At 58.5% G+C, this 26,953-nt stretch carries 23 protein-coding genes; 13 read left to right on the top strand and 10 right to left on the bottom strand.

Annotation, left to right across the window (positions count from 1 at the left end):
* The first annotated feature begins 30 nt into the window (after window positions 1-30).
* Window positions 31-1,086, top strand: a complete 1,056-nt coding sequence (locus ABIQ96_RS02090) for an N-acetylmuramoyl-L-alanine amidase (protein WP_348212880.1) — start codon at window positions 31-33, stop codon at window positions 1,084-1,086.
* Here ABIQ96_RS02090 and folP read toward each other — a convergent pair.
* Entirely contained in the window at window positions 1,083-1,937 is an 855-nt protein-coding gene (gene folP, locus ABIQ96_RS02085; RefSeq protein WP_348212879.1) for a dihydropteroate synthase, read from the bottom strand. The two genes, ABIQ96_RS02090 and folP, sit on opposite strands and share 4 nt — an antisense overlap.
* A 52-nt stretch (window positions 1,938-1,989) precedes the next feature.
* On the opposite strand from folP, the gene ABIQ96_RS02080 reads away from it, so the two are divergent.
* From ABIQ96_RS02080 to ABIQ96_RS02070, 3 genes are all read left to right on the top strand, one after another.
* The gene (locus tag ABIQ96_RS02080) at window positions 1,990-2,553 is read left to right on the top strand and encodes a hypothetical protein (RefSeq protein WP_348212878.1); all 564 of its coding nucleotides are present in this window, start codon (window positions 1,990-1,992) and stop codon (window positions 2,551-2,553) included.
* Between the two features lie 16 nt (window positions 2,554-2,569).
* Window positions 2,570-2,845, top strand: a complete 276-nt coding sequence (locus ABIQ96_RS02075) for an acylphosphatase (RefSeq protein WP_348212877.1) — start codon at window positions 2,570-2,572, stop codon at window positions 2,843-2,845.
* Window positions 2,846-2,963: 118 nt separating this feature from the next.
* Window positions 2,964-3,827, top strand: coding sequence for a hypothetical protein (locus ABIQ96_RS02070; RefSeq protein WP_348212876.1), 864 nt, complete (start codon window positions 2,964-2,966; stop codon window positions 3,825-3,827).
* A 16-nt stretch (window positions 3,828-3,843) separates the two neighbouring features.
* On the opposite strand, the gene ABIQ96_RS02065 is transcribed toward ABIQ96_RS02070, so the two are convergent.
* Complete coding sequence (locus ABIQ96_RS02065; RefSeq protein WP_348212875.1) at window positions 3,844-5,142, bottom strand: MFS transporter; 1,299 nt, start codon at window positions 5,140-5,142, stop codon at window positions 3,844-3,846.
* Window positions 5,143-5,253: 111 nt separating this feature from the next.
* Here ABIQ96_RS02065 and ABIQ96_RS02060 point away from each other — a divergent pair, with 111 nt between their 5' ends.
* Window positions 5,254-6,441 (top strand): hypothetical protein, encoded by a 1,188-nt coding sequence (locus ABIQ96_RS02060; RefSeq protein ID WP_348212874.1) that lies wholly within the window; start codon window positions 5,254-5,256, stop codon window positions 6,439-6,441.
* A 19-nt stretch (window positions 6,442-6,460) separates the two neighbouring features.
* Here the strand turns inward: ABIQ96_RS02060 and ABIQ96_RS02055 are convergent, their stop codons facing one another.
* Genes ABIQ96_RS02055 through ABIQ96_RS02040 form a run of 4 tightly spaced genes read right to left on the bottom strand, consistent with a single transcriptional unit; the run spans window position 6,461 to window position 8,659 of the window.
* A complete protein-coding gene (locus tag ABIQ96_RS02055) occupies window positions 6,461-6,886 on the bottom strand; it encodes a hypothetical protein (RefSeq protein WP_348212873.1) in 426 nt (141 codons plus the stop codon).
* 3 nt (window positions 6,887-6,889) lie between these two features.
* Complete coding sequence (locus ABIQ96_RS02050) at window positions 6,890-7,312, bottom strand: biopolymer transporter ExbD (RefSeq protein ID WP_348212872.1); 423 nt, start codon at window positions 7,310-7,312, stop codon at window positions 6,890-6,892.
* A gap of 56 nt (window positions 7,313-7,368) precedes the next feature.
* On the bottom strand, window positions 7,369-8,055 hold the full coding sequence (locus ABIQ96_RS02045; RefSeq protein ID WP_348212871.1) for a MotA/TolQ/ExbB proton channel family protein: 687 nt from the start codon (window positions 8,053-8,055) through the stop codon (window positions 7,369-7,371).
* Between the two features lie 7 nt (window positions 8,056-8,062).
* On the bottom strand, window positions 8,063-8,659 hold the full coding sequence (locus ABIQ96_RS02040; RefSeq protein ID WP_348212870.1) for an energy transducer TonB: 597 nt from the start codon (window positions 8,657-8,659) through the stop codon (window positions 8,063-8,065).
* A 99-nt stretch (window positions 8,660-8,758) separates the two neighbouring features.
* On the opposite strand from ABIQ96_RS02040, the gene ABIQ96_RS02035 reads away from it, so the two are divergent.
* Window positions 8,759-10,666: an ABC-F family ATP-binding cassette domain-containing protein gene (locus tag ABIQ96_RS02035; RefSeq protein ID WP_348212869.1), complete on the top strand. Its 1,908-nt coding sequence runs from the start codon at window positions 8,759-8,761 to the stop codon at window positions 10,664-10,666.
* Window positions 10,667-10,738: 72 nt separating this feature from the next.
* On the opposite strand, the gene ABIQ96_RS02030 is transcribed toward ABIQ96_RS02035, so the two are convergent.
* Window positions 10,739-11,629, bottom strand: coding sequence for a thiamine-phosphate kinase (locus ABIQ96_RS02030; RefSeq protein ID WP_348212868.1), 891 nt, complete (start codon window positions 11,627-11,629; stop codon window positions 10,739-10,741).
* Complete coding sequence (locus ABIQ96_RS02025) at window positions 11,626-12,537, bottom strand: type II CAAX endopeptidase family protein (protein WP_348212867.1); 912 nt, start codon at window positions 12,535-12,537, stop codon at window positions 11,626-11,628. Before ABIQ96_RS02025 ends, ABIQ96_RS02030 begins: the two co-directional genes overlap by 4 nt.
* Before the next feature lie 160 nt (window positions 12,538-12,697).
* On the opposite strand from ABIQ96_RS02025, the gene ABIQ96_RS02020 reads away from it, so the two are divergent.
* Entirely contained in the window at window positions 12,698-14,047 is a 1,350-nt protein-coding gene (locus tag ABIQ96_RS02020; protein WP_348212866.1) for a type II CAAX endopeptidase family protein, read from the top strand.
* Window positions 14,048-14,055: 8 nt separating this feature from the next.
* On the opposite strand, the gene ABIQ96_RS02015 is transcribed toward ABIQ96_RS02020, so the two are convergent.
* Complete coding sequence (locus tag ABIQ96_RS02015; protein WP_348212865.1) at window positions 14,056-14,436, bottom strand: globin; 381 nt, start codon at window positions 14,434-14,436, stop codon at window positions 14,056-14,058.
* Window positions 14,437-14,617: 181 nt separating this feature from the next.
* Between ABIQ96_RS02015 and ABIQ96_RS02010 the strand changes: the two genes are divergently transcribed.
* Both ABIQ96_RS02010 and uvrA read left to right on the top strand, forming a co-directional pair.
* Window positions 14,618-16,351: a protein kinase gene (locus ABIQ96_RS02010; RefSeq protein ID WP_348212864.1), complete on the top strand. Its 1,734-nt coding sequence runs from the start codon at window positions 14,618-14,620 to the stop codon at window positions 16,349-16,351.
* A gap of 66 nt (window positions 16,352-16,417) precedes the next feature.
* A complete protein-coding gene (gene uvrA / locus ABIQ96_RS02005; RefSeq protein ID WP_348212863.1) occupies window positions 16,418-22,060 on the top strand; it encodes an excinuclease ABC subunit UvrA in 5,643 nt (1,880 codons plus the stop codon).
* 130 nt (window positions 22,061-22,190) lie between these two features.
* On the opposite strand, the gene ABIQ96_RS02000 is transcribed toward uvrA, so the two are convergent.
* Window positions 22,191-23,288 (bottom strand): Fic family protein, encoded by a 1,098-nt coding sequence (locus ABIQ96_RS02000; protein WP_348212862.1) that lies wholly within the window; start codon window positions 23,286-23,288, stop codon window positions 22,191-22,193.
* A gap of 264 nt (window positions 23,289-23,552) precedes the next feature.
* On the opposite strand from ABIQ96_RS02000, the gene ABIQ96_RS01995 reads away from it, so the two are divergent.
* The 4 genes from ABIQ96_RS01995 (at window position 23,553) to ABIQ96_RS01980 (ending at window position 26,912) form a co-directional block, all read left to right on the top strand.
* The gene (locus ABIQ96_RS01995) at window positions 23,553-23,924 is read left to right on the top strand and encodes a hypothetical protein (protein ID WP_348212861.1); all 372 of its coding nucleotides are present in this window, start codon (window positions 23,553-23,555) and stop codon (window positions 23,922-23,924) included.
* A gap of 110 nt (window positions 23,925-24,034) precedes the next feature.
* A complete protein-coding gene (locus ABIQ96_RS01990; protein WP_348212860.1) occupies window positions 24,035-24,640 on the top strand; it encodes a DUF4126 domain-containing protein in 606 nt (201 codons plus the stop codon).
* A gap of 41 nt (window positions 24,641-24,681) precedes the next feature.
* A complete protein-coding gene (locus tag ABIQ96_RS01985; RefSeq protein WP_348212859.1) occupies window positions 24,682-26,196 on the top strand; it encodes a hypothetical protein in 1,515 nt (504 codons plus the stop codon).
* The gene (locus ABIQ96_RS01980) at window positions 26,193-26,912 is read left to right on the top strand and encodes a glycosyltransferase (protein ID WP_348212858.1); all 720 of its coding nucleotides are present in this window, start codon (window positions 26,193-26,195) and stop codon (window positions 26,910-26,912) included. Before ABIQ96_RS01985 ends, ABIQ96_RS01980 begins: the two co-directional genes overlap by 4 nt.
* Window positions 26,913-26,953: the final 41 nt, after the last annotated feature.

Here is a 26,953-nt window from a genome sequence, read left to right as displayed (position 1 = left end):
TTTTTGAATTGGTACAAACCTCTGAAACCCGTGCAGCCTACTCTTTCAATGGAACAATCCGTCAGCCTGTTTACCTGGCTCCAGCGCGTGGCGGTGCTGCTGATGTTCATGACCGTGAACCTCGTCCCGATGGCATCCGCCGCGCCCGTCGCCGGCTGGGAAGTCATCAAGATCGACGGCCGCGAGTATGTCTCCATCGACAGCATCAAGACCTTTTATAATTTCACCAAGGTCTCCCGCTCCGGTGGTTCGGTGGTGTTGGAAAATCCGAAGGTCAAAATGCTGCTCAAGGTTGGCGGCAACGAATGCCTGATGAACAACGTGAAATTCGTTTTCAGCAATAACATCGAGGCCCAGGGTGAAAAAATCTATGTCTCGCGGGTTGATCTCGGGAAACTGATCGATCCCGTCCTGCGCCCCAATTTCATTCCCAACGCCGGTGACTTCCGCACGGTCATTCTCGATCCCGGCCACGGCGGAAAAGACCCGGGTGCCACCAATCCCTTCGGCACCGAGGCGAACTACAACGTCAAGGTCGCCGGCATGGTGAAAAAACGGCTGGAGGAAAAAGGCTACAAAGTCGTCATGACCCGCGATACCGACATCTATCAGTCACTTCAGGAGCGCGTGGACTTCGCCAATGCCGTCAAGGAAAACGCCGTTTACGTCAGCATCCATTTCAACTCCGGCGGACGCTCCGCACGTGGTGTGGAAACCTTCACCCTGTCGCCTCCGGGCGTGTCTCACTACGGCAGCGATTTCAAGGAATCCGACAACCAGACCCGCGCTGGTAACGAGCATGACTCGGCGAACATCGCGCTCGCCACCGCCGTCCACGGCACCATCCTCTGGAAGCTCGGCAAGAACACTCTCGATCGCGGAATCAAACGCGCGCGTTTCAGCGTGCTTTCCGGCGTCCGCCATCCCGCGATCCTGCTCGAAGGCGGATTCATGAGTCATCCGTATGAGGCCAGGCTGATCGAAAACGAAGCCTATCAGACCGCCATCGCCACTGGCGTTGTCGAAGCCATTGGCAAATACCGCTTCGCCGTCGGCCGCAAGCCGGCACCCGCGCCGTCGAACTAATCCGTCGCGGAACGTCCCGCGCCGAGAATCGCCTCCATCATCCGGAGCGCTTCGTGATTCGCCCGCACGGAATGCACCCGGTGGAGCATGACTCCTTTTTCCCGGGCATTCGAAGTGATGGCGACCGTCGGCCATTCGCGGCAGTCGAGATCGTCGCAGCCGAGAATTTTCCCGATGAACGATTTCCGGGACACTCCCAACAACAGCGGCCGTCCGTCCGCTGAAATTTCATCCAGCGATCGAAGCAGCGCGAGATTGTGCTCCAGGTTCTTCCCGAATCCGATGCCCGGATCGAAACACAGCGCCCCGGCCGCGATGCCCGCCGCCTTGAGAGTTTCCAACCGCTCCTCGAAAAACGCCCTCACCTCCGCCACGACATCCGAGTAGACGGGCGACTGCTGCATCGTCCGCGGACTGCCCTGCATGTGCATCACCACCACGCCGACTCCGCTTGCGGCGCACACTTCCGCCATCGCCGGATCCGCCAGCAGTCCGCTCACGTCGTTCACCACATCTGCCCCGGCAGCAATCGCCGCCTTCGCCACGGCGGACTTTGACGTATCAATGGAAATCACGCCGTCCCATTCCTTCCGCAGCGCGGAAATCACCGGCGCGGTCCTTGCAATTTCCACCTCCTCCGGCACCGCCTCCGCACCGGGACGGGTCGATTCCCCGCCGATGTCGATCAGCTCCGCTCCTTCCAAAATCATCCGGCGGGCGTGCGACAACGCTGTTTCCACCCCGCAATGTACGCCACCGTCCGAGAAGGAGTCCGGCGTCACATTGAGTATTCCCATCACCCGCGCGCGGCGGGTGAGGTCCATCGCGCTTCGTCGGGTGGTCCAGATCATGGTGGAAAATGGCGGCTTGCAGCGTCCGCCCGGGAGTCCTAGTTTGTGTCCTATGAACCTGCTGGCAACTTTGAAAAACCTGTGGATCGCCATCGCCCTGCTGCTTCTCGCCGCTCCCTGCCGAGCGAGCGACATGGAAGACGTCGAAGGCCCCAACGTCCGCTTCATGCGTCACGAGGACGGCTCCAAGTCCGTCTTCATCCGCAGCCCCGACAACAAGACGCTCACCAAGAAAACCTTTTCTCCTAACGGAGTCCTCACCATGCTGACCACCTACAAGATGGACGCAAACGGCAACCCGCTCGGCTGCAAGATCCGTGACGGTCTCAATGAAGAGTTGTTCAAAGTCAGCTACGGCTATCACCGCGTCACCGGCCTGCTGGTCGAGGAACTGATGTTCGACTCGCGGGTGAAGCGCATCAATCCTAACACCGGCAAGGAAATGCCCGTGCAAAAGCTCGTTTACATCTACGACGCGGAAGGCAAGCGCAGCGCGCCCATCGCCTACAACCTGCTTCCCGGAAAAACCTTCGAGCAGGTCTTCGGCATCAAGTCGTCGGCCCTCGAATCAAATCCGTTCAAAGAGGACGGTTCGATCAAGTCCGGAGCCCATTGATCCGCCGGACGATTTCATGTTGGCGAAACGAGTGATCTTCGAAGGCCGCGTCCAAGGCGTCGGCTTCCGCTACACCGTCAAGGACCTCTCGCGCGGCTTCGATGTTTGCGGCTGGGTGAAAAACCTCGCCGATGGCAGCGTCGAACTCCAGGTGATGGGCGAGCCCGACGAAGTCGAATCCTTCATTAAGGAAATCGCCGAGGAATCCAACGTCGCCCACCACATCAAAAATCTAATTGCAGTGAAAATTCCACTACTGGAAAACTGTACCGGCTTCACCATCGAACGCTAAGGAGGGTGGGACTTCGGCCCACCCGGGTTGACGGCACGTCAACCCTCCTCCAACTCGCGCTACTCCCCGCCCCGATTGAGATTGACCGCAAATCCCCGACGCGGGAATCTCGCCGCCTATGATGCGCTCCCACTCCATTCTATCTGCTCTGGTTTTCGCGGCATTTTGCTCCACCGCTTCCGCCGGCATCGTGTTCGGTCCGGTCCGTGGCAAGGCCGGTGAGAGCGTCCGCCTCGTCACTCATTCCGACACTGCCGGGGGGACCATCAGCAAAACCGTTGCCGGGAAAACCAGCACGGGCACCATCCTCATCACCCGTGATCGCGATCTCGTCTGGACCTTCCGCGATCCCGCCGCCGATGGCACCCGCCGCGGCATGGTGAAGGTGGACAAGATTTCCACCAGTACGAAAACTGTCATCGATGGCCACACTGAGAATCTCGACGATAAAAGTCCGCTGGTGGGAAAGATGTTCGCCATGTCGAAAAGCCTGAAGGGCGATTGGAAATTCGAACTCGACGGCTCGGTCCCGATGGTCCGTGTGCAGAAGGAGATCGACGAACTCAAGATCTATCTGAACCGCGATTGGTATCCCGCGCGCGAGGTCAACCTCGGTGAGTCTTGGGAATTCGATCCGGCTTGGATTAAAATGATCGTCGAGCGCGATTTCCCGAAGGCTCAGACGATCGGCACCATGCGCCTCCGCCAAATCCGGCATACGCTTTTCGGCAAGTCGGCGCTCATCGAAGTCAGCATCCGAAGCACCGGCGCGGGCTTTCATTCCGACGGGAGTGAGGATGGCGGCTCGGTGGAGCTCACTGGTCAGATCGTCGTGAATCTTCAGACGATGCTCGACGAATCCCTCGAACTCAAAGGCACGATCACCACCGACACCCGCAAACGCGGCGACACAACCTCGACCAAAGTTCCAGTCCATCTCGTGGCCAGGAAATCGTTCGTGAGAAATCCGGCGTTCCCGTGATGGTTGGTTAGATTTCCTAAACCTGGCCTTGCTCGGGAGAAACCTCCGCTACCGCATCCTCCAACTCCCGCTTCTCCACGCTGCGGATCAGGCCCAGATACGATACTGTGCCGAAGAGATAGAACACGGCGGTCGTTAGGAAAATCTGCCAGTAGGGAAGATCGTGGGTGCGGAAAATTTCGAACACCCGTGCCGCCAGCCACCAGGCTCCGCTCCAGATCGCGCCGTTGCAGGCGCTCATCAGTTCGCGGTTGCGTTCGCCGACGTAGGTCATTGAGAGCTCACTGGTGGACGGGCCGGCCATGTTCATCAGCGGCTGGCGGAAAATGAAACACACCAACGCCATCGGGAGTGCCCAGACGGTGTGCTTCCACAGTTCGGTTAGCCCCATGAGTGCCAGCATCACGACTGCGGCGGACTGGACACCGAGAATCGCACCGCGCCAGCCGAGGCGGCGTCTGACCTCCGGCACGATCAGTCCGAAAACGAAAACCAGCACGTAGCTTACCGAGCCGTAAGCCGAATAGGTCGCGGAGCTGAGATGATAGACGCTGCTGAAAAACAGATTGAGGAACTGGATGCTCAGACCGGCTCCCGTCGCGATGCAGAGGGTGGGCAGCAGCGCCCGCAGCAGCACCGGGAAATCCTCGCGATGGACATGCAGCCAGTGGCGCTTTGAAATCGTTGCCGGAACCGGATCGGGAAGCGTCACGTAGAAAAACGGTGCGGCCAGTCCGGTGATCGTTAGAACCAGCAGCGTTGTGTGTTCGTCGAAAACGAAATGCCATTTCCCCATGTCCAAGTGTCCCATTCCCTGCAGCACGCTCGACAGCACGCCGCCGCAGATGCTGGCCGCGCCCCACATCGCGAACAACAGGCTCAGCGCCTCGCTCGATTGTTTCGGCGGGGCCATCCGCAACATCATCGGCAGGTTGGCGACGTTGAGAATCAGGTTGGCGAAACCCATCGCCACGAAACACGCGGAGGCCGCCGTCATGTGGCCGTGCCGGACCGTTTCCAACGAGGCCAGCGCCGTCAAAGGAAACAACACCGACCCGATGATCAGCGGTTTGCGCAGCGGTTTTCCGCGAAGCCAAAGCCCCGCAGGAAGGGCCAGGAAAAAGGTCGCGAGAAACCGGTGCGATGTCAGCGCGGCGATGGACGGATCATCGAGCCCGCGCGCTTTCAGGAAAAGATTGAGCAGGAGGAATTGCGACGAGTTGATCAGGTTGATGAGAAACTGCCCGGCAACGAAAAGCAGGACGCATTTCGGCAGGGTGCGGTAACTTTCTAACCATGCGGGAAGTCGCGGCATCGTTTCGGATGCCCGCTATCAGTGGGTCAGGTCCGGGACCAAGGCAAGAATTTCCCCGTCGAGTTGGAATCAAGATTGGTATCCGCCGGGTGGCCGGGTTTGAATCCCGCGATGCCGGACCAGCCTTCCCTCGTTTTCGGAAAAATCAAACATCGGAAATCGGGCACATCGCAAAAACTGAAGGCGATGGTGGATGGCAAGTGGCTGTGGATCGAACTGGAGGGCGGCGAATTGAAATCCACTCCCGAGGCCTGGGCGACATTCGGCCTCTATCCCGCGATGACGACGGGATCCCGAATCCGGCTGCGCGATCAACCATCACCCGACAAAGTGTGGGCGGCCAATACGAAGGCGCTGATGGAAAAAATGACAGGCTGGTGGGGTGGCAAGATCCCGAAGATCGTCACCGATCAACGGCCAGGCTGGCGGCGGCGTTTCGGCCTCGAACGGAGGCCGAGGAAGCGGCTGTTATTTTTCTCCGGCGGAGTGGATTCGTTCCACGCCTTATACGAGATGATCAGACAAGGCACTCCGCCCGACGCACTATTGTTTGTCGATGGCTTCGACATCGATCTCACCGATACGGCGAAGTCGGAAGTGTATCTATCGGCGTTGGATGAAATCCGAAGTCACCACCGGATCAAGCTGCTGCGGTTGAAAACCAACCTGCGCAAGATGCCGTTCTATCGGAAATGCAGTTGGAACAACACCCATGGCCTTGCGATGGCCGGAGTCGCCCACCTCATCAGCGGTTATGGGGAGATCTATGTTTCCTCATCGTTCGAGACCATTCGCGATATTCCTTACGGCAGCCGCTGGGACGTTGATGTTTTGTTTAGTTCCGGATCGAAGCGTTTCCATCACGTCGGATCTGGCATTCTGAGGGCCACCAAGCTGACGGACCTTTGCCATGATCCACTCGTCCAGCGCCATCTCCGTGTCTGTTGGAGAGGACGTGGCCCCCGCAAGAACTGCGGCGAGTGCGAGAAATGCCTGAGAACCGAACTCAATGTGATGGCCAGCGGACAGCAGGAGCGATTCTCCTGTTTCGATCATCCCGAGCCGCTCGCCTGCCGCTTCGCCCGGATAGAAGCCAAGCTTGATCCGCTCGTCCGGATGTGGCAGGCCGCCAAGGATCAATCCCTGCCGCCGGACCTCGATCTCGCCGTGAAGGCGATGCTGCGGCGTTCCCTCGACAAGGAGCCAAGCGTCCCGAAGGAGCTCGCTTCGGAGCGTGCTGAAATCGAATCCCTCGTCCGTTATTGTGGATATGAAGGGGAGTTGGCGTTCGAGTCCTGACCGCGGTCGAGCGCAGCCTCTAACGAGCGCCTGCCTGCTTGAGTTTCACGATGGCTTCGTCAAGGCGGCGGCGGGTGGCAGTTAGATCCGACTCCAGATCCTGGATCCTGGCATCGCGGGTGGCGATGGAGGTTTTCCACGTTTCGATTTGTCCGCGGGCTTCGTCGAGCTGGCCTTGGATGCCGGAAGTGCCGGTGCTCTTCTGCGCGGCGACTGCGGCCAGTCGGGTGGCTTCGAAAGATTGCTTGAGCACGGCAATGTCGCGCTCCAGATCGGCAGCCCGTTTGGTTTCGCTGTCCGCGAGTTGCTTGGCGGCGGCGACTTCGACGCGCAGTTGGGTCATGGTGTCCTCGGCGCGGCTCTCCTTGTTCCATTGCGTGAAGACCACGGCCGCGAGGATGAGGCAGCCGATGGCGTTGAGCATGGGAAGCGAACGCGGATTCATGCTTCAGCGGGTTGGATCCTTTGACTCGAAGCTGACTTTCGTGATGCCTGCCGCGCGAACGGCGTTGAGCACGCCGAGGACCTGTTTATGGCGGGCTTCCGCATCGGCGGAAATCAGGACGCGGGATTCGTCGGGGCCGGCGCTCGCCAACAGTTTCGACGTGATTTCCGATAGGGTCACGATCTGCCGGTCCCAGGTGGTCACACCGCTGGCATCGATGGAAATCTGGAACGGCGGGGTCTTGGAATCCGGGATGCCGGTGGACGCTTCCGGCAGCGCGAGCGGGACGCGGTGGAGATGCGTCATGCTCAGGCTGACCAGCATGAAACTGGCTAACAGGAAAAACATGATGTCGATGAGCGGAATGATTTCGATCCGCGCTTCATCGCCCTCGTCGCCGGAGCTGCTTTGGAGTTGAACGGGCATAGGGAGATTTAAGAGGGAAGAATCAAGAATCCAGAGACAAGCGAAGAGGGAGAATCTCAGTCTTGCGTCTTGGGTCTTGAAGCGGAGCGGTCTTGTTTCTTGGAAGCAAATGCTTCCAAATCGTGGCCGTGCTCCTTGGCGGATTTTACGAGCAGTTCGGTGTGGTTGATCCAGCGTTCGAGCGAGCCGCGGAGGACGGAGACGCGCTTGCGGAAAAAGTTGTAGGGCAGCAGGCAGAGGATCGCGATGGCGATACCGCAGGCGGTGGCGATGAGCGCCTCGGCGATGCCCCCGGACACCTTGCTTGCCGCGAGCTGTTCGTCACCGACGAAGGAGAACGATCCCATGATGCCGACGACAGTGCCGAACAATCCTAACAAGGGAGCCAGCGTAATGAGCGTGCTGATGACCCACATGCGGGCTTCGGATTTCTCGATAAGGTGTGTGGCGTGGAGCTGCATCGCGGCGAGCATCGAGGTGTTGGCGTGAGTCATGCCCTCGTGAAGATTAGTTAGAAACGGGTCCCGGGTGTTTTTTCCGAGATCCCAAGCGGTCTGGAAATCTCCGCTGCCGATGGCTTTGCGGGCGTCCTCCTGTTTTTCCAAACGCAGCGTGCTCCGGAGCTTGAGCCACCAGACCACGCGGTCGAGCAGGACGCAGAGGGCGAGGAAGAACGTGCCGAGGATGGGCCACATGACCCAGCCGCCCTTGAGGAATGTTTCTACGACGATGTTCGCGAGCACGGTGTTTTTAGGGGAGTTGGAAAACGATGGGGCGGATCAGGGTCATGATATCGCCGGGAGGAAACTTCCACGCTCTAACGGTTCTCAATGCCTCGCGGTCCAGCAGGTTCGAATTGGAGGAGGTATAGACGGATGCGTCGGCGATGTCACCCGCGGCGTCCACGGTGAACTGCACGACGACCGTTCCCGTCTGGCCGGCACGGCGCGCTTCGGGCGGATAGGACGGGCCGGGCGTCCGGCCGGCGGCGAGGCGGGCGGCGATGGACCTTCCGGCACCTGCCGGAGTTCTGACGACAGGAACGGGAAAATCCGGGATTTCCGGCAATGGGGCGAAATGGGGCTGCGGTGTCAACGCGGGTGGTGCAGGCAGAGGCTCGGAGGTGAATTTCGCCGGAGCATCAGCCTGCAGGGTTTCGCCTGCGGGATCGTCCGTTGAATCGCCAATTGAAAAATCCTCGGCAACCCCGGTGGTGTCATCCGCACTGGAAATCGTGATCGGGTGGGTGAAACCGGGCACCCAAACCGCCACCGCGCCGAATCCGGTGACGCTCAGCCACAGGGCGAGCGTGCCGATATTGAGCGCGTGAAGCTGCGGATTCCTCATTTGATAATCCGGAAATTAGCTGGCCGCCAGATGGATGACAACCCCGGGCGCAATGGGATGGACGTTTGGCTCCGGATAGGCAACAACCCGCGCCGCTTCATGTCCGCTCTCCTTTCCGCCAACGAAATCCGCCTCACTTACGGTTACCAAACGCTGCTCGACGGTGTCACCCTCGCCGTTTCCGCAGGGGAGAAAACCGGCATGGTCGGCCGCAACGGGTGTGGAAAAACCTCGCTGCTGAAAATCCTCACCGGCCAGCAAATGGCGGACTCCGGGGAAATCTCCCTGCGCCGCGCGCTCCGTGTCGGGTATCTGCCGCAGGAGTTCGAGCTCGATTCGGAAACCACCGTGCAGGAAAACATCGCTTCGGGAGCCTCTGACATTGTCGAGGCGATCCGCCGTTATGAAAATGGCGAGGGCAGCGATGCGGAACTTAATGATCTGCTTCACCTCATCGATCACGCCGACGGCTGGAACCTCGACGCGCGCATCAAATCGATTTCCACCGCGCTGGGCACGCCGCCGTTGGACGCGATGGTCGGTCCTCTATCCGGTGGGGAAAAACGCCGGGTCGCTCTCTGCCGGGCGCTCGTCTGCCAGCCGGATCTGCTATTGCTCGACGAGCCGACGAACCATCTTGACGCCGAATCGATCCGCTGGTTGGAAGATTATCTGAAGGGTTTCCCCGGCGCGGTGATCTTCGTGACGCACGATCGCTACTTCCTCGATGTCATCGCCACGCGGATTATCGAGATCGATCAGGGTCGCGCGTTTTCTCATCCGGGAAATTACACCGCGTTCCTTGAATCGAAGGCGATCCGCCAACAAATCGCCAGCCAGACCGAGCGTCGCCGCCAGCGGTTCCTGCGCGAGGAGCTCGAATGGGTTAGATCCGGCGTCAAGGCGCGGGGAACCAAGCAGCGCACGCGTTTGGACAAGTTTTACGAAATCGAAGGCATGGAGGCTCCACCCGAGGAACGGGAAATGGACCTGCTCATTCCGCCCGCGCCGGATCTGGGAAACATCGTCGTCGAACTGGAAGGCGCCGGTGTGAATGTCGGCTCGGAGAAATCGCCGCGGTGGCTGTTCCGGAATCTAACATTGAGTCTGCGCCCCGGCCAGTGCACCGGCATCGTCGGGCGGAATGGCGTGGGGAAAACCACCTTGTTGAAACTCTGCCTCGGCCAACTTGAACCAACCGAAGGCACCGCCGTCACCGGCAAGCGGGTGAAGGTGAACTACATCGACCAAACGCGGATGGTGTTGGACGGCACCGGCTCGCTGCTCGACGAGATTTCCGATGGCAACGAGAAGCTGATGTTCGGCAACCAGCCGCTCGGTGCGCGGAACTATCTCCGGCGTTTCCTCTTCGACGACAAGCGCATCAACGAGCGGGTCGATCTTCTATCAGGAGGTGAGCGCGCGCGGCTGATGCTGGCCAAGGTTCTGAAAAACGGCGGCAACGTCATCGTGCTCGACGAACCGACCAACGACCTCGACCTGCCTTCGCTGCGGATGCTGGAAGAAGCGCTCGCGGTGTTCGACGGCTCGGTCATCGTCGTTTCCCATGATCGTTATTTCCTCGATCGGATCTGTGATCAGATCATCGCGTTCGAGGACAATGGCATCGCGGTGCAGGCCGGAAATTACTCTTACTATCTGGAAAAACGCCAGGCCCGCGAAGCTGCGGAACGGATTCAGGCGCAGGCCGCCGCCAAAGAAGCTGCGGCTCGTCAGAAAGCAGCTGCCGCGTCACCGGCCGCGAAGAAGGGCCGCAAGCTGACGTTCAAGGAGACGGCCGAACTGGAAGGGATGGAAACGGCGATCCTCGAAATCGAGCAAGAGGCGGAGGGAATTGAGGCGCTGCTGCATGATCCGGAGTTCCAGGCGAAGCGCTTCGCAGAAATCCCGGAAATGGTGGAGAAACTGGATGCCGCCAAAGCGAAGGTCGCGAAGCTTTACACGCGCTGGGAAGAGCTTGAGGCGATCCGTGAAAAGGAGGGTTGAGACGTGGCGGCGATCACCGGTCGCCGTGAGTTGAAGGGCAATAAATGAATGCGCGGCGACCGGTGATCGCCGCTACAGGAAATGCTCCCAACCGCCGGTTAGGGATTCACCCTGACCCGATCTAACTATTTTCCCGATGCGGGTGAGCGGAAGATCCGGAAAAGGCCATGTGGCGGTCAGTTCTGAGGCACGCTCCGCTTCGAGGGCGAACAGGAGTTCGAAATCCTCACCGTCGCCCAGCGCCTGAGCCGGTGTGCAGCCTGGCGTGAGCGGCAGAGCGGCTTCGCCGATGGTGAATCCGCAGCCGGAGGCCTTTGCCATGCGGGTCAGGTCTTTCGCCAGGCCGTCAGATAGATCCATCATCGCCGTGGGTTTGAAATGCGAAACCAGCCAGTCCGCCGCTTCGATGCGCGGGGTGAAATCGAGATGTTTGCCGTGGATCGAGCCGCCTAACAAGCCGGTGACGAACAACACATCGCCGGGTTTCGCGGTGGAACGCAGCACGAGCCGATTACGGAGAACGCTGCCGGTCGCGGCGATGGAAATGACGGCAGAGGATCCGGTGGGAACGCTCGAGGTTTCTCCGCCGGCGACGACTCCACCGAATTTCTCCAAGCAATCCGCGATTCCCCGATAGAGATCTTCCACCCACGTAACGGTGGTTTCGGGTGGAAGCGCGAGGGTGATGAGGAAATGCCCGGGTTGCCCGCCCATCGCGGCGAAATCCGAGATCACGCGGGCCACGGATTTCCAACCGACGGCGCGGGCGGAAGCGTCTGATAGAAAATGAACGCGCTCGACCAGCGCGTCGGTTTTCAGCAGCAACAGGGTGGAGGAGCCGGGACCGGGATCGATGACAGCGCAGTCGTCGCCCGGAGCCGCCGTTGGATTTTCATCGCGAGGCACCAGTCGGACCAGGCGCTCGATCAACGCGTCCTCACCGATGTCGCGCAGTGTTTTCACGTGAGATCGTGGGGCAGATAGCGAACAGCCAGTTGGATAAGAACGGTCGCGCCATTGAAGCAGAAATGCACCGCCATCGGTGCCCAGATGGAACCGGTTTTCTCATAGATGAAAACGAGGACGCAGCCGAACACGAACAGCGGAAGCAACGCGGCCATGCTGCCGTGCGCGGCGCCGAACACGAGCGCCGAACAAATGCCGGCGACCCACGGCCCGGTGAATTTCTTCGCGGCCGGATAGAGATAGCCGCGGAAGACGATTTCCTCACAGATCGGCGCGGCGAAGACGGCGGCGGCGGCCATCAGTCCGAGCGCCAGCGGATCGGTGGATTCCTGGAGCAGTTTGACGGTGTCCTGCACCGAGTCCACTCCCAGTGATTCCATCCATTTCATGAAACCGGAAACCTGAAGTCCGCCGAAAAACAACCACATGAAAACCACGGCGCAGGGAGCGATCAGGAAGACCCACGGCCAGCTTTTCCACCTCAGTCCCAACCATTCGACCGGGCGGATGCGGGTGATCACAAACGCGGTGACGATCCCGGCGGTGATGAACTGGAACGCGATGGAAATGATCAGCGCGCCGGAATCGAGCACGACGTCGGATTTTTCCGCAGTGCGGATTGAGGCGACGACCAGACCGAAGAAAGTCATAAAAACGAAGCCGATCCCGAGGAGATCGAGTGGCCTGTAGAACCAAGTCGGCACCTTTCCGACCGGCAGCGGAGGGGGTTCTTCTTCTGTCGTTGGAGTCAGGTAAGGCCATTCATCTTCCTGTGGCACGGGCTCCTCTTCGGGCAAATCCAGCGAGGGCTTTTCGAGAAGCTTGCGCGCCGTGGCCGTGATCGCGAAAATCCCGAGAGCCGAGCAAAAGCTGGCGATGATGACAGATTCGGTAGGGTCAGGCATTTCGGGTGGCGTCCCGGCCACCCTGCGACGGCGCGCACTTGACCGCCAATGGAAAAATTCAAAGTTTAGAAGACTGGATGATTTAAGGTTGGCGAAATTCAACCTTGGCTTGCATTTTTTAAAATTCCCATAGATTCTCCGGGCGTTCTTTAAAAACAAGATGGCGAGCTCGAACCAAAGTGGAAATCCCTACCGCGCTGTTTTGCGGCGGGATTATCCCGAGCCGCTGATCGCTCTACTTGCTTTCGTTTTGGGGATCTGGCTTTGGGACCACTATTTCGGCCAAGAGGGAGGTTATGCGCCCGGCACGGAAGAGATCGCGCTGGTAAAAATCGACCGCGATCTTCGGTTGGCCGATGCGATGACGGAAGATCCGGCGTGGCTGAAATGGATGGCGGGAGTGCATGATCCGGCGACCACGCAGCGCGATGCGTTGGGCGTTCTTGAAAAGCTGGCCATCGACAAATCCATCTCAACACGAGGCTTGGAGGCCTACGCCATCGTAAAGGCCGAGCACGAAAAACTGCCCGTGGGGGAGACGCTCGCGAACGCGCTACAGGGGCAAATGATCTCGGATTACGAGGAAATTTCGACGAGTCTGGCCAATCATCATGGCACTTGGTGGGATGCGAAACTGATTGATGCTTGGGGGAAAAATGTCCGGCTTGGACCGTATTGGAGGCAAAAGTTCGTCCAAGATTCCTTGGGCCTGAGGACTCGCGCGGTGGCGGCTGGCGGGGTGGTTTGGTTGATTGGTTTGGTCGGTCTGGTATTTGTCCCCGGAACCTTGATGCTCATGAAAAGGGGATTGAGGACGAAACGCCAAGGTTACGGTGGTGCTTGGCCTTTGCCTCTGGGGCTTGTCGTTTTTTTGGTAGCCACCTTGGCGTGGATCGGATTCAGCATGACCTTGGAATTCGGAATCGATGCCTTGCCGGGGCTGCACCCGGCGGTGGGAATTTTCCTGGATTCTGCGGCCCGGATGCTGCCGGCGCTGATTGCGCTGGGATTGCTCTTCCGGCGTCCGAGTCATGCGCTGAGCGTTATGGGCTTGAATCGACCGGTCGCGCTAAAGGCGGTTTTCGGAACGTATTCGCTGCTGATTCTCGTCGATCAACTGCTGCGCAAATCGATGGGAAATGCCGGTTCGAACGAGCCGGGCGGCGGGCTCAGCCTTGGCGATGCCGGGCTGTGGGGGCTCACGTTTGCGTTGATTTCGACGTGTTTGCTGGCCCCGATTTCCGAGGAAATCCTTTATCGCGGGGTGCTGTTCCGGGCGTTTCGGAATCGGCTTGGCGTGATTTCCGCCGCGCTGATTTCCTCCTCCATCTTCGCGACGCTTCACTTTTACGACAGCTTCGGACTCGTCAGTGTAGGGATTTTCGGCCTGTCGTGTGCCTTGATTTATTCAGCCACAGGATCGCTGGCGACCGCGATTGTCCTGCACATCCTCTACAACGCCTCGATCAAGATCCCCGAGTGGATCATTTATCACGCCCCGCTCGGCTGAAAACCGGGTTACCGATCGGCCTGATTTCGCATGAAATCCGCGACTTGGGCGAAAAACGGATCCAAAAACTCCCGGGCCTCGGCGGGAATGCCCGTTTCAGTCATCGCCGCAGACATCGTTTCAAGCCACCGATCGCGCTCGGCCATGCCGATTTTAAAGGTGATGTGGCGCATCCGGAGTTTCGGATGCCCGCGGGTTTCCAAATAGCGGGTTGAGCCGCCGAGGCGAAAAAGCAGAAAATCCGCCAAGCGTTCCTCCGAGCCCGCCCAGTCGCTTTCCGGATACATCGGCCCGATCAGGTCGTCGGTCCGGATGCGTTGGTAAAATGCGGCCACCATCCGGCGGATTCCATCTTCCCCGCAAATTGCCATGACTTCTGCTTCGTTCATGGCGCGAAGTGATTCCCGGTGGGTGCCCGATGAGCAAGCATCGTTTACGGTTTGCGCGACCAATTGCGATTCCGGCGGTTTTCTATCCGGATCCAACCGGTCCGGATCAATAAACTTGAAATCCAATGTTCATTAAGCATAGCCTCCCGCGCGCGCTGGAGATCATGCGCTTTTTTCCCTCATGAGCGATTCCAACGAACAAGCCGGCTTCGTAGCGCCGGATCCTGCCGATCTCGCCCCGCTCTTTCCGGGGTATGAAATCCAAGGTCTCATCGCTACCGGCGGCATGGGAGCCGTTTACTGCGCGGTGCAAAAATCGCTGGACCGTGCGGTGGCCCTGAAAATCCTGCCGCGGGAACTCAGCAAGGACGCCGCATTCTGCGCGGGCTTCGAGGCGGAGGCCAAGGCGATGGCCCGTCTCAACCATCCGAATCTCATCGGCGTTTACGATTTCGGCGAGGTGAACGGCATGCTCTACATCATCATGGAGTACGTGCCGGGGAAATCGATCTACCACTCGGCCTACGGCAAATCGATCGACCAGAAAGAAGTGATCCGCCTCGTCACCGGTGTCTGCAATGGCCTGGCCCACGCGCATGAAAACGGGATCATCCACCGCGATATCAAGCCGTCCAATATTCTGCTCGATCTCAACGCCGAGCCCAAGATCGGCGATTTCGGCTTGGCCCGGCCGATTGAAAACAAAGTTCAAGAGGGTGAGGAAATTTTCGGTACCCCTCACTACACCGCGCCCGAGGTGGTCAATTCGCCGCATTCCGTGGACTATCGCGCGGATATTTTTTCCGTCGGTGTCCTGCTGCACGAGCTTCTAACGGGTCGTCTTCCCGCGGAGGATCCGCGGCCGGCATCGACCATGGTCCATTGCGATTCCCGCTTTGATACGATCATCCGCCGTGCCACCCAGCCACTCGCTGCCGCCCGTTATTCCAGCGCCAAGGAAATCGCGAAGGACTTGCAGGCGATCGCCTCATCCATCGCGCCGAAGGGACCTCCCCGCGGTCCGGTCGTTACGGCCCATCGCGCGGCCCATGCCGGTCGGTCCCGGGGCAAATTCCAACCCAAAAAGTCATCCAATTCCGCAGTGTTCGTTTTCCTCCTCGCGGCCGTCATCGCCGCGTTTGGGGCTTATGTTTTTTATACGAAAAATCCGCCGCCGGAGCCACCCAAGTCCACCGTGGTGATCCTTCCAGCGAATGGTTCAAAGGCGGATAAAAAATCGGATTCCGTCGTGGATCATGACGAAACGCCCGAACCGGAAGTGTCTCCGGGACCTGATGAAAAAAGCACGGATCCGACGATGGTGAAACCCGATCCGGTGGAAGATCCGGTGGAAAACACCACGCCTGCCGTCACACCCGACAACGTGCCCGATGCATCGAACCTTCCGCCGCCGAAGTTCGATGTTCCCGGTTTTTTCGAGCGGGCGAGGAAGATCATGCAGGATAAGGCCAAGACTCCCGTGGCGGCTTACCAATTGAATTTGAAAACCAATTTCACGACGTTTGAAGCCTCACTCAAGCGCCAGGTCCGCAAGTACAAGCCCGGTGCCGGCCCTGAAACGGATGTGCTGGATACCGCGATCGAAGGATGGAAGACGGATGGCGGCAAGGTACCTTCCGAAATCGGGACATCGCTCTCGGAGTTCATGGAGATCGAAGCAATCCGCGCGGAGTTCTATCAGAAACAAACCGGAGTCCAGGACACCTTCAAACAGGCACTTTCAACGCTTTCCGGAACCTACATCCTGGGCTTGCAGAAACAAATCGAACGCCTCAAAGCGGACAACGACGCCGGTGCCATCGATCTCGTCGAAAAGGAAATCGAGGCAACCAAGAGCGACCCGGACTATTTTTCCGGCCTCATCCTCGGTTCGTCATCCGGTGCCGGTGAATGACGCGAAATTTTTCATCCGCCCGCGCACTTCCACTAGCGGACCTGCCTTTCCTGTTTAACCTGCGGCGTGCCCAAAGCTGAGCCTTCCACCGCCCGCCGCCCCGACTCCGCCATCTCCCTCCGCGGTTGCCGGCAACACAATCTCCAGGGTTTCGATCTCGATATCCCGCTTGGAAAACTGACCGTTGTGACCGGTCCGTCCGGTTCCGGAAAATCCTCGCTCGCGTTCCACACGCTCTACGCCGAGGGGCAGCGCCGCTATGTTGAGACGTTCTCACCGTACGTCCGGCAGTTCTTCGACCGCATGGACAAGCCGGCCGTGGATCACATCGACGGCATCCCGCCCGCCATCGCCATCGAGCAGAAAAACCACGTCCGCACCACCCGCTCGACCGTCGGAACGCTCACCGAGATCAACGATTATCTCAAGCTTCTCTTCGCCCGACTCGCCATCGGCTACGATCCCATTACCGGCGAAACCATCCAGCCCGATTCGCCGGAATCCGCCACCGCATGGGCCGCGGAAAATCTAGCAGGCAAGCCGCTTCTCGTTACCTTCCCGATTCCGATCCCACCGAATTCCGAGGCGGCGGAAATTCTTCCTTTCCTCAATGCCCAAGGTTACCTCCGCATCCTCATCGACGGGGAAATCGTCCGCACCGACGAACCACGGACCACGAAATTCATTTTGCCCGTCATCCACGTCGTCCAGGATCGGCTCGCTCTAACACCAGAAAATCAGTCGCGTCTTCTCGAAGCCCTCGAAGCCGCCTTCACTCTCGGCAAAGGCCACGCGACCGTCTCTCTTGCTGAAAACTCCAAACTGAAAACTGAAAACTCTCGTGCGTTCAGTACGAGTTGGACCAACCCGAAAACCGGTTTCACCCTCCGCCCGCCGACACCGGCTCTCTTCTCCTTCAATTCCCCGTTAGGAGCCTGTCCGAAATGCCGCGGCTTCGGCCGCATCATCGGCATCGATTTGGAGAAAACGATCCCCGACAAATCTCTGTCCATTGCCCAAGGAGCGATCAAACCCTTCCAAGGCGAGCGCGGCGACGAGTGCCAGCGCGATCTCGTCAAAAACTGCAAGGAGCGTGGTATCGACATCAAATGCCCCATTGAAGATCTATCCGAAGACGAGCAGGAATGGATTTACTACGGTGATCGTAAAACCGACAACCTTACGCCGGATGAACTCGAAGACCTCTGGCAATCCGGCGATTGGTATGGCATCAAGGGCTTCTTCGACTGGATGGAAACCAAGGCCTACAAGATGCACGTCCGCGTCTTCCTCAGCCGTTACCGCTCCTACACCACCTGCTCCACCTGCCGCGGCAAACGCCTCCAGCCCGAGTCCCTTTGCTTCAAGGTGGATGGCAAAACCCTTCCCGAACTCTGGTCACTCTCCATCGGCGATTTGCTCCCTTGGTTTTCAAATCTGAAATCCGAAATCTCACACCGTCCCTCCGATCCGACGCTCGATCTCGTCGTCACCGAAATTTTCTCACGCCTCACCTACCTCGATCAGGTCGGTCTTGGCTACCTCACTCTCGACCGCACCACCCGCACCCTCTCCGGCGGCGAGGTCGAGCGGGTCAATCTAACGACCTGCCTTGGAGCTGCCCTCACCGGCACGCTATTCGTCCTCGACGAACCGACCGTCGGCCTTCACCAACGCGACATCGACCGTCTCGTCGGCGTCATGCACGGCCTTCGCGACAAGGGCAACACGCTCGTCGTCGTCGAACATGAGCAAACCGTCATGCAGGCCGCCGATCACCTCGTCGATCTCGGCCCCGGCGCCGGCTCCTTCGGCGGCACACTCATCTATCAAGGTTCGCCTCAAGGGAAGGTTTCCAAATCTTCCCTGAAAACTGAAAACTCCAAACTAGGAACTCTTCCTTGGCTCACCGGGAAAAAATCCATCGCCATCCCCGCCAAGCGCCGCAAGCCCTCAAAACAACTCCTCTCCATCCGAGGAGCCACCCGCCACAACCTGAAGAAACTCGATGTCGATCTCCCGCTCGGCCTCTTCACCGTGCTCACTGGTGTCTCAGGCTCCGGGAAATCCACCTTCGCCCACGATGTTCTCTATCTGAATCTCGCGCGCAAGCTCGGCCAGGAAGCCGAAGGTGATGCCGCGCCGATCAAGGAACTCAAAGGCTCGCAACACCTCGACGGTGTCGAACTCGTCGATCAAACCGCGGTCGCCCGCACACCACGCTCGACGCCCGCCGTTTTTCTTGGTGCTTTCGATCCCATCCGCCAGCTGTTCGCCCTCACTCCGGAAGCGCGTGCCCGCGATCTAACGACGGGCTTCTTCTCTTTCAATTCCGGCGCCGGCCGCTGCGACCGCTGTGCCGGAAATGGTTTCGAAAAGGTCGAAATGCAGTTCCTCTCCGACCTCTACGTCACCTGCCCGGACTGCAACGGCAAGCGTTACAAATCCTCCACCCTCGATCTTCACTATCTCGGTAAATCGATCCACGACATTCTCGATCTCACCGTTGTCGATGCCATCGCCTTCTACTCGGAAACCACGGGATTGATCCCCGCGCACGCCAAGCGTCACCAGCAGATCATCAAACTTCTCCAGCCGCTCGTCGAAGTCGGCCTCGGCTATCTGAAACTCGGTCAGCCTCTCAACACCCTCTCGGGCGGCGAAGCTCAACGTCTCAAACTCTGCCAACTTCTTTCCTCCAGTGGAGCAGTGGGAGGAAAACTCCTCATCCTCGACGAACCCACCACCGGCCTCCATTTCTCCGATATTGAAAATCTGCTAGGAGTCTTCCAAAAACTCGTCGATTCCGGCCATTCCCTTCTCGTCATCGAGCACAACCTCGACGTCATCAAATCCGCCGACTGGATCCTCGACCTCGGCCCCGAAGCCGGCAAACACGGCGGCCAGCTCGTCGCCCAAGGTTCGCCCGAAACCGTCGCCAAAACCAACACTCCCACCGCCCACTTCCTCAAGCAAGCGCTAGGCCTCGCCCCTCCTTCTTTCCATCAACCATCAACTCTCAACCATCAACCCTCTTCCAACTCCATCACCCTCCGCGGTGCCCGTCACCATAACCTGAAAAACATCTCCGTCGATATTCCTCGCGACCAACTCGTCGTGATCTCCGGCCTATCAGGCTCCGGCAAGTCCACCCTCGCCTTCGACATCCTCTTCGCCGAAGGACAGCGCCGTTTCCTCGACTCCATGTCCGCCTACGCCCGGCAGTTCGCCGAGCAGTTGGAAAAGCCCGAGATCGACCAACTCCAAGGCCTTCCACCTACCGTCGCCATCGAACAACGCGTCTCCCAAGGCGGTGGGAAATCCACCGTCGCGACTGTCACCGAGCTGTGGAATTTCATCCGCTTGCTCTACTCGAAACTCGGCACGCTCTACTGCCCGGACTGCCACGTCCCTGTCGAACGTCAGTCACTAGCCGCCATCGAAAACACCATTCGCGGCCATCTGAAAAAAGGTCCTGTCACCCTGTTAGCTCCAATCATCCGTGGCAAAAAGGGTTTTCACAATGAGATCGCCGAATGGGCGCTCAAACAAGGCTTCACCCGCTTGTTAGTCGATAAGCAGTTCAAGGACGCCGAAGGCTTCACCCGCCTCGAACGTTTCAAGGAGCACGACATCGATGTCGTCGTCGCCGAGATTTCAAAACCAACGACCTCGAATCTCCAACCTTCTTTGGAGCGATCGCTGGAAATCGGCAAGGGCCTCATCAAGCTCTTCACCGCCGACAAGAAGTTCACGCTTCTCTCGACCAAATCGAGCTGTCCGTCCTGCAACAAATCCTTCGAGGAACTGGACCCGCGGCTCTTCTCCTTCAACTCGCCCCACGGCTGGTGCGAAGAATGCCGTGGCCACGGCCGCGTCCCCAAACGCCGCCAACACCTCGACACCTCGCGCTTTGATTCCGTGTTGGCAGCCGAAATGGACGCTGACCGCGCCATCGAGCGCATGGATGACGTCGAGTTGATCGAGTGCCCCGCCTGCCACGGCTCGCGTCTGAATCCTGTCGCCTCCGCCGTCCAGCTCCAAGGCACGCCGGTCGCGGGTCTCGGCCATCTATCCATCGATGTCGCTTTCAAGCATTTCGAAAAAATCGATTTCAAGGACGACCGTGACACATTGATCGCCCGCGACATCCTTCCAGAAATCCGCCAACGTCTTTCGTTCCTTCGGGAAGTCGGTCTCGGTTACCTCCAACTCGACCGCTCCGGCAACACTCTATCAGGCGGTGAATCCCAGCGCATCCGCCTCGCCGCCCAGCTTGGTTCCAACCTCCGCGGCGTCCTTTACGTCCTCGACGAACCCACCATCGGTCTCCACCCGCGAGATAACGCCGCCCTCCTCAAAACCCTCATCTCCCTCCGCGATCAGGGCAATTCCCTCATCATCGTCGAGCACGACGAAGACACGATCGCGGCGGCGGATCATCTCATCGATCTCGGTCCGGGTGCGGGGCGTCTCGGCGGTGAGATTGTCTATCAGGGAAAACCGCCGCGAGTGCCGAGTGAGCAGTCATCAGTGATCAGTGGAAGAGGGAAGAAAAAATCTTCTCTGATCACTGATCACTCGGCACTGCTCATTTCTCCGACTTATCGCGCCCTCTCCGCTGTAATAAATCATCCCATCCGAGGAACGCGACGTCCTGTTGGCAAGGATCATTCGTTCCTAACGATCGACGGTTGCACGGCGAACAACCTCAAAAACGTGAATGCCGCCATTCCATTCGGCCGGCTCACGGTGCTCACAGGAATTTCCGGTTCTGGAAAATCCTCGCTGATGCATTCCTGCATCGCCGCGCTTTTCAAGAATGAGGCGAAGACCACGCGGGTGAAGAAGTCCAATCTTCCGTTCGGTAAAACCAGCGGTGAAAAATTGATCAAAGCCTGTTACGAAGTCGATCAATCACCCATCGGCAAGACCTCGCGTTCCTGTCCGGCGACGTATGTGAAAGTCTTCGATCACATCCGCGCGCTCTATGCCCAACTCCCTGAAGCAAGGATGCGCGGCTTCGATGCCTCGCGTTTCTCCTTCAACACCGAAGGCGGACGCTGCCCCGAGTGCAAGGGCAACGGTCGGGTGAAACTCGAAATGGATTTCCTCCCCAGCACCTGGGTCCATTGCGAATCCTGCAACGGTCAGCGCTACAATCCAGCCACCTTGGAAATCGCCTTCCGTCAGAAAAACATAGGCCAGGTCCTCTCCATGACCATCGACGAAGCTTCCGCGTTCTTCGAATCCCAGCCGCGCATTTCCCATCCGCTCAAGCTGATGGCCGACACCGGGCTTGGCTACCTCCAGCTCGGTCAGGCGAGCCCCACTCTATCAGGCGGCGAGGCGCAGCGCATCAAGCTCGTCTCCGAACTGACCAAAGGCCGCGGCACCAAGGCCACCCTCAACAACGCCGCGCTCACCCAGCGCAATCTCTATCTGATCGAGGAACCCACCGTCGGTCTCCACCTCGAAGACGTCCAGCGCCTCATCGATGTCCTCCACCGTCTCGTCGATGAAGGTCACACCGTCGTCGTCATCGAGCACCACATGGCCGTCGCCGCCGAAGCCGACTGGATCCTCGACCTCGGCCCCGAAGCGGGTGAGAACGGCGGTAAAATCATCGCCGAAGGCCCGCCGGAGAGGATCGCGAAATCGAAGACCTCACGCACGGCCCCGTTCCTCAAAACCGCGCTGCGTCTCTGAAAACTGGACTGAAATATTCATCTCGCCCGAATTTTCAAAAATCATTATTGATCTCAAAGAATTTCTCAAAACGATTACAAATGGTCGATTTGTGAAAATTTAGATTACAGGAAACGTGATTTCGGGTGAATCAGGGGATGATCTCCAGATCAACGGAAATTCCCAATCCTTCCCGAACCACGGTTTCCAAAGCGAAGATTTCCCCGTCCGTCAGCGGGGTAAACTCCGGAAGTTCCCGCTTCCGCTTGGAAAGCTTGCCTTCATTCTGCCTGCAAAGCTTCACGAACAGATCCCCGATCCGATCCGGTAGCTCCACAATGTCCCGCATTTTAGCGCGGATCTCATCATAAGTGGTTAGGAACCGCAGTTCCGCCGGAAGCTCGCTTTCGATGGTTTCCCGGATGAAATCAATCGTGATCCGCGTAAGTTCAGTGCAGTCGATGTAGCGGTAAAAATCGACGGTGTCGTTTGTCACCGTCATCCGTTGGCGATCATCCAACGTGTAATCCACCCGTTCCATCAATGGCTTGGAAAAACTCTCCAATGCCTGATCATATTCCCGCGGCCGGTTCAAAATCACCGCCGAAACCGGCAGGATAATTCCGTTGGGGCCGAAATCGTTGTGCGCGAGAACATGGTGCAATAGGAAACGATGGATTCTTCCGTTACCGTCGCTGAAGGGGTGGAGAAAATCGAAAGCGAAGGAGACGATTGCCGCCGCCACAAGGGTGGGAACGCCTGAGGATGTCCTACCCCTAACCTTCCCTCCGCCAGGAAGGATCATAGGATGATGCTGATCGACGATCTTTTGAGACATCGCAAGAAATCCGCTCATCAGTTCATCGAGCTCCTCCGGTTTCGGTGCGGCATAATGCACCCGCTCCGTTCCCGAAGCCAGCGTCTCGCCCACATAGACCTGCTCGCCAATTTCGCTTCTCCACCCTTGGTTCGCATAGCGTGAGTCCACGATGGCTTGCTGCAATTCAACCAGAGCCTCCTTTGTCAGGAAATTGCGGTGCCAAGCCTGTTCCAACAGGCCGATGAATTTCTCCGCCCTTTTTTGATCCGGTATCTCCCGTTCGATCTCATGGCTGCTTTTGCTTTCTTTCGCGTAAAGAAATCGCACCGCGCGCTGAAAAATCTCCGGTGGGTAGTCTCCCACGATTTCCGCGCAGCGCTTTTGTAGTTCGGACTCGTTCCATACTCCCAAGCCTTTCCAGCGAACCATCGGCGAAAAACCCAAGTGACCTAGCAAATTAAAATTCACTCGCTGACGGGGAATTTTATCAACGGGTCCGGTGACATAAATCTTCGGGTCTAGCAAATCCACGTAGTTACCCATTCCGACGCTGGGGAGATCAAGCTCTAGACCTGTAAATGCTTCAAACAACCACCACAGGATTCTTGCGTATCGTCCCGTTGGACGACTCCGGATATAGGTTGTCACTTCTCCGGGATCCAGTCTGGGCAAAACCTTCCGTAATAGCTCCAGATGCAGTCCTTCCCGTTTCAGGGCAAACTCCAGGTGAGCGAATACGTCATTGCCCTGTTCCTGTCCGGGTGGCAAATATTCAATCTGCCGCCCATCTTTCTCCTCCAAGCGCCGGGCCCCCTTCACCAGAATCCGGCTTTCCTTCCAGTGAGGCATCACGGTCATCTCGAATCGCTCGGCCAGCCATTGGTATCCAATCGGCTTACTGTCGGGGCTTTTCATCCCGTTTTGATTACAAAATTCTCAAAACGATTACAAATGGCAAATTTTTATAAATTTCAATTACGTCCCTCGAGTCTAGTGTTCGCGTTTGAAGATGGAATGGGCGGGCTATTGCGAGCGAGGCTCAATGTTCCCGGACTGGCGAGTTGAACGACGCGCGATATTTTCTCAGTTTGGAGGGGGAATGAAATCAATCGAATCTTCCGCCTTGGTTGAAAATCGTTTCATAAAATAGCCGTTCAGAGTTCATCATTTCCACCATGACCCTCATCGACCAACTTGGAGTCGCGCTAGGCCTTGCCACTTTGGCCGGGTTGAATCTCTATCTGACGGTGCTGGTCGCCGGATGTGCGGTGCGGTTTCATTGGATCGAGCTTTCCGGATCATATGAGCAGATGGCGGTGCTCGGGCATCCGTGGGTGCTTGGGGTGGCGGGGGCTTTGTTTGTGATCGAATTTTTCGCCGACAAGATGCCGTGGGTGGATTCAATGTGGGATGTGGCGCACACCGTCATCCGGCCGGTCGGGGCGATTTTTCTGACGCTGGCGGTTTTGGGAAAAATGGATCCGGTTGCGGTGACGGTCGCCGCGTTGTTGGCGGGCACGGCGGCGCTTTCGACGCATGGCACCAAGGCGGGCATCCGGGCGTTTCTCAATCTCTCGCCGGAACCGGTGACCAACACGGTGGCCAGCATGGCGGAGGATGGGCTTGTGCTGGGTGGTCTTGGGTTGATCGGACTCGCGCCGGCTGTGGCCTTGTTTGTTTTCATCGGGATCGTGGTCCTTTGCACTGCGGCCGCGATCTGGCTCTGGCGGAGGATTTTCCGGCTTCGTAAAGGGCGTGAGGAGCTGGCGGTTTCTCCTTAGGCGAGCTTGCGGTGGCGTGTGGCAAGGCTAGGATTCGGGAAATGAGCCGCAGATCGAGACGAAGGAAAGCCGCCGGGGAAGGGCGCTGGGCGGGGAAGGCCGCAGTCGCCTTGCTGGTGGTCGGCGTCGTTTTCCTAGGCACTGTTTATGCGGTCGTCAGAAGCTATTTGCACAGTGATGGTTTCCGGAAATTTCTATCAGTCGAAGCGAGCGACATGGCGGGAGTCACCGGCGAATTCGGGTCTTTTCATTGGGATGGGCTGGCTGTGGATACGGATTCTTTCGAAGCCACGGGAGATGGTTTGGTGACGGGAGTCAGGGCGGACGGGCTGCACACCGAGGTCGGATTGGGCGGATTGAAGCGCGGGGTTTGGGAAGTCCGCGGCTCGCGGGTGCGGCGTCTGGAAGTCTCGCTGGATGCGACCAAGCGGCCGGATGAAACCGCGGCGGCCAAGGTGGATCAGAAGATGAAATCATCAGTTGCCAAAACAAAGCGGCCGTCGTGGCTGCCGAGCGAGGCGGAGCTTGAAAGCATGGATGTGGGGGATGTCTCCGTGAAAGTCATCCTCGATCAAGGTCTGGCAACTGCCACCGGCATGAACGTCCATGCCGAACAGGCTGGTGCCAAAAACGCCTATCGCGGCGAGATCGACGGCGGCACGGTCAGGTTGCCATTCGGGATCGTTCCCGAACTCCGCTTGGATCGCGTGCAGCTTCGCTATCAGGACGGGCGGGCTTTTCTAACATCGGCTACGGTCGGCGCCTGGAAGAACGGCAGGATCGAAAGCACCGGCGAGTGGGATATGAAATCACGGCAATATTCGCTCGAAGGAAACGCGACCGGCATTCACTGCGATGATCTTCTCGGCTCGGACTGGGCGAAACGGCTGACCGGCGATGTGACGTCGGATTTCGCGATGTCGAACAGCACTGGCGCTCCCGTGGCCAGCGGGAAAATCATCGTGAAGAACGGAACTCTAACGGCTCTGCCGATGCTCGACGCCCTGGCCGCCTACGCCGACACCCGGCGTTTCCGCATGCTCACTCTCAATGAAGCGCACACCGCATGGCGTTGGAAGAAGGGCGAGCTGTCACTCACCGATCTGGTGCTGTCCAGCGAGGGCCTGGTGCGGCTGGAAGGCAGCATGATCATTCGAGGAAATCAGATGGACGGGGTGTTCCGTCTCGGTCTGGCACCCGGCACCCTGGCATCCATTCCCGGCGCGGAGACCGATGTCTTCATCGCCGGCGAGCGGGGCCTGTTATGGACGCCGTTGCGCATCACGGGAACCTTGGATGATCCTAAGGAAGATCTAACCGACCGTCTGATCGCGGCGGCGGGCGTGCGGATGTTCGATCAGATTCCCGAGACGGGGGAGAAGGTTATCAAGTTCACCAAGTCGGTGCTTGGCGAAAGTCCTAACAAGGCCATCGAGAAAGGCGTGGAGAGGGGCGTCGAAATCATCGATAAGGGCGGCAAGGCCGTGCGCCGCGTCAGCGGGATCCTCGACGGGATTCTCGGTAGTGAAACGGAGCCGGATAAGGAGGACCCGTGAAGCCGCTGATTTCCCTCATCGTTCCAGCACACAACGAGTCGGCGTTCCTGCCATCGTGTCTGGAAGCGGCGAGGCAGGCGGCGGAGCGGGCGGGCATTTTGGTCGAGACGATCGTGGTGCTCAACCGCTGCACGGACGACACGGAGGAAATTGCCCGCCACCACGGTTGTTTGATCGTCCGCGAGGATGCGAAGAATCTCTCAATGATCCGCAATGCCGGTGTCGCCGCGGCTTCGGCCGAAATCATCGTCACCTGCGATGCGGACAGCCGGATGCACCCCGGAAGTTTTGTGGAAATCCTCCAACGGCTCGATTCCGGAAAATGCGTCGGCGGCGGGGCGTTGATTTTTCCGGAGCGCTGGTCGGTGGGCATTGTCGCGAGTGGATTTTCGATTTTGCCCTATCTCGTTTTCACGGGCGTGAGCTTCGGCCTGTTCTGGTGTCGGAAGCGGGATTTCGATGAAATCGGCGGGTTCGACACGCGGTTTGTCTCCGCCGAGGATGTGGATTTTGCTCGGCGTTTGAAAGCACATGGACGCAGATCCGGGCGTTCGTGGGGCACTCTCCTGCGGTCGCCTTTGGTCACCTCATGTCGGAAATTCGATCAATTCGGCGACTGGTACCTTTTTCGAAATCCATCTTTCGTCCGCAAGGTTTTTCGCGGTGACGACCGTAAAGCGGCGGACGAATTCTGGTATGACGTCAGGTCGGATTAACCTTTTGAGAAACGACAGCTTGGAGTTTGTCACGTCATGAC

Source organism: Luteolibacter sp. (assembly GCF_039920825.1).
GTDB lineage: Bacteria > Verrucomicrobiota > Verrucomicrobiia > Verrucomicrobiales > Akkermansiaceae > Luteolibacter.
This window is presented reverse-complemented; position numbering and strand designations above follow the sequence as displayed.

Coding starts and splice junctions, on each gene's coding strand:
- folP (WP_348212879.1), bottom strand. CDS start 1,937: ATGATCTGGACCACCCGACGAAGCGCGATGGACCTCACCCGCCGCGCG.
- ABIQ96_RS02080 (WP_348212878.1), top strand. CDS start 1,990: ATGAACCTGCTGGCAACTTTGAAAAACCTGTGGATCGCCATCGCCCTG.
- ABIQ96_RS02075 (WP_348212877.1), top strand. CDS start 2,570: ATGTTGGCGAAACGAGTGATCTTCGAAGGCCGCGTCCAAGGCGTCGGC.
- ABIQ96_RS02070 (WP_348212876.1), top strand. CDS start 2,964: ATGATGCGCTCCCACTCCATTCTATCTGCTCTGGTTTTCGCGGCATTT.
- ABIQ96_RS02065 (WP_348212875.1), bottom strand. CDS start 5,142: ATGCCGCGACTTCCCGCATGGTTAGAAAGTTACCGCACCCTGCCGAAA.
- ABIQ96_RS02060 (WP_348212874.1), top strand. CDS start 5,254: ATGCCGGACCAGCCTTCCCTCGTTTTCGGAAAAATCAAACATCGGAAA.
- ABIQ96_RS02055 (WP_348212873.1), bottom strand. CDS start 6,886: ATGAATCCGCGTTCGCTTCCCATGCTCAACGCCATCGGCTGCCTCATC.
- ABIQ96_RS02050 (WP_348212872.1), bottom strand. CDS start 7,312: ATGCCCGTTCAACTCCAAAGCAGCTCCGGCGACGAGGGCGATGAAGCG.
- ABIQ96_RS02040 (WP_348212870.1), bottom strand. CDS start 8,659: ATGAGGAATCCGCAGCTTCACGCGCTCAATATCGGCACGCTCGCCCTG.
- ABIQ96_RS02035 (WP_348212869.1), top strand. CDS start 8,759: ATGTCCGCTCTCCTTTCCGCCAACGAAATCCGCCTCACTTACGGTTAC.
- ABIQ96_RS02025 (WP_348212867.1), bottom strand. CDS start 12,537: ATGCCTGACCCTACCGAATCTGTCATCATCGCCAGCTTTTGCTCGGCT.
- ABIQ96_RS02020 (WP_348212866.1), top strand. CDS start 12,698: ATGGCGAGCTCGAACCAAAGTGGAAATCCCTACCGCGCTGTTTTGCGG.
- ABIQ96_RS02015 (WP_348212865.1), bottom strand. CDS start 14,436: ATGAACGAAGCAGAAGTCATGGCAATTTGCGGGGAAGATGGAATCCGC.
- ABIQ96_RS02010 (WP_348212864.1), top strand. CDS start 14,618: ATGAGCGATTCCAACGAACAAGCCGGCTTCGTAGCGCCGGATCCTGCC.
- ABIQ96_RS02000 (WP_348212862.1), bottom strand. CDS start 23,288: ATGGTTCGCTGGAAAGGCTTGGGAGTATGGAACGAGTCCGAACTACAA.
- ABIQ96_RS01995 (WP_348212861.1), top strand. CDS start 23,553: ATGCAGTCCTTCCCGTTTCAGGGCAAACTCCAGGTGAGCGAATACGTC.
- ABIQ96_RS01990 (WP_348212860.1), top strand. CDS start 24,035: ATGACCCTCATCGACCAACTTGGAGTCGCGCTAGGCCTTGCCACTTTG.
- ABIQ96_RS01985 (WP_348212859.1), top strand. CDS start 24,682: ATGAGCCGCAGATCGAGACGAAGGAAAGCCGCCGGGGAAGGGCGCTGG.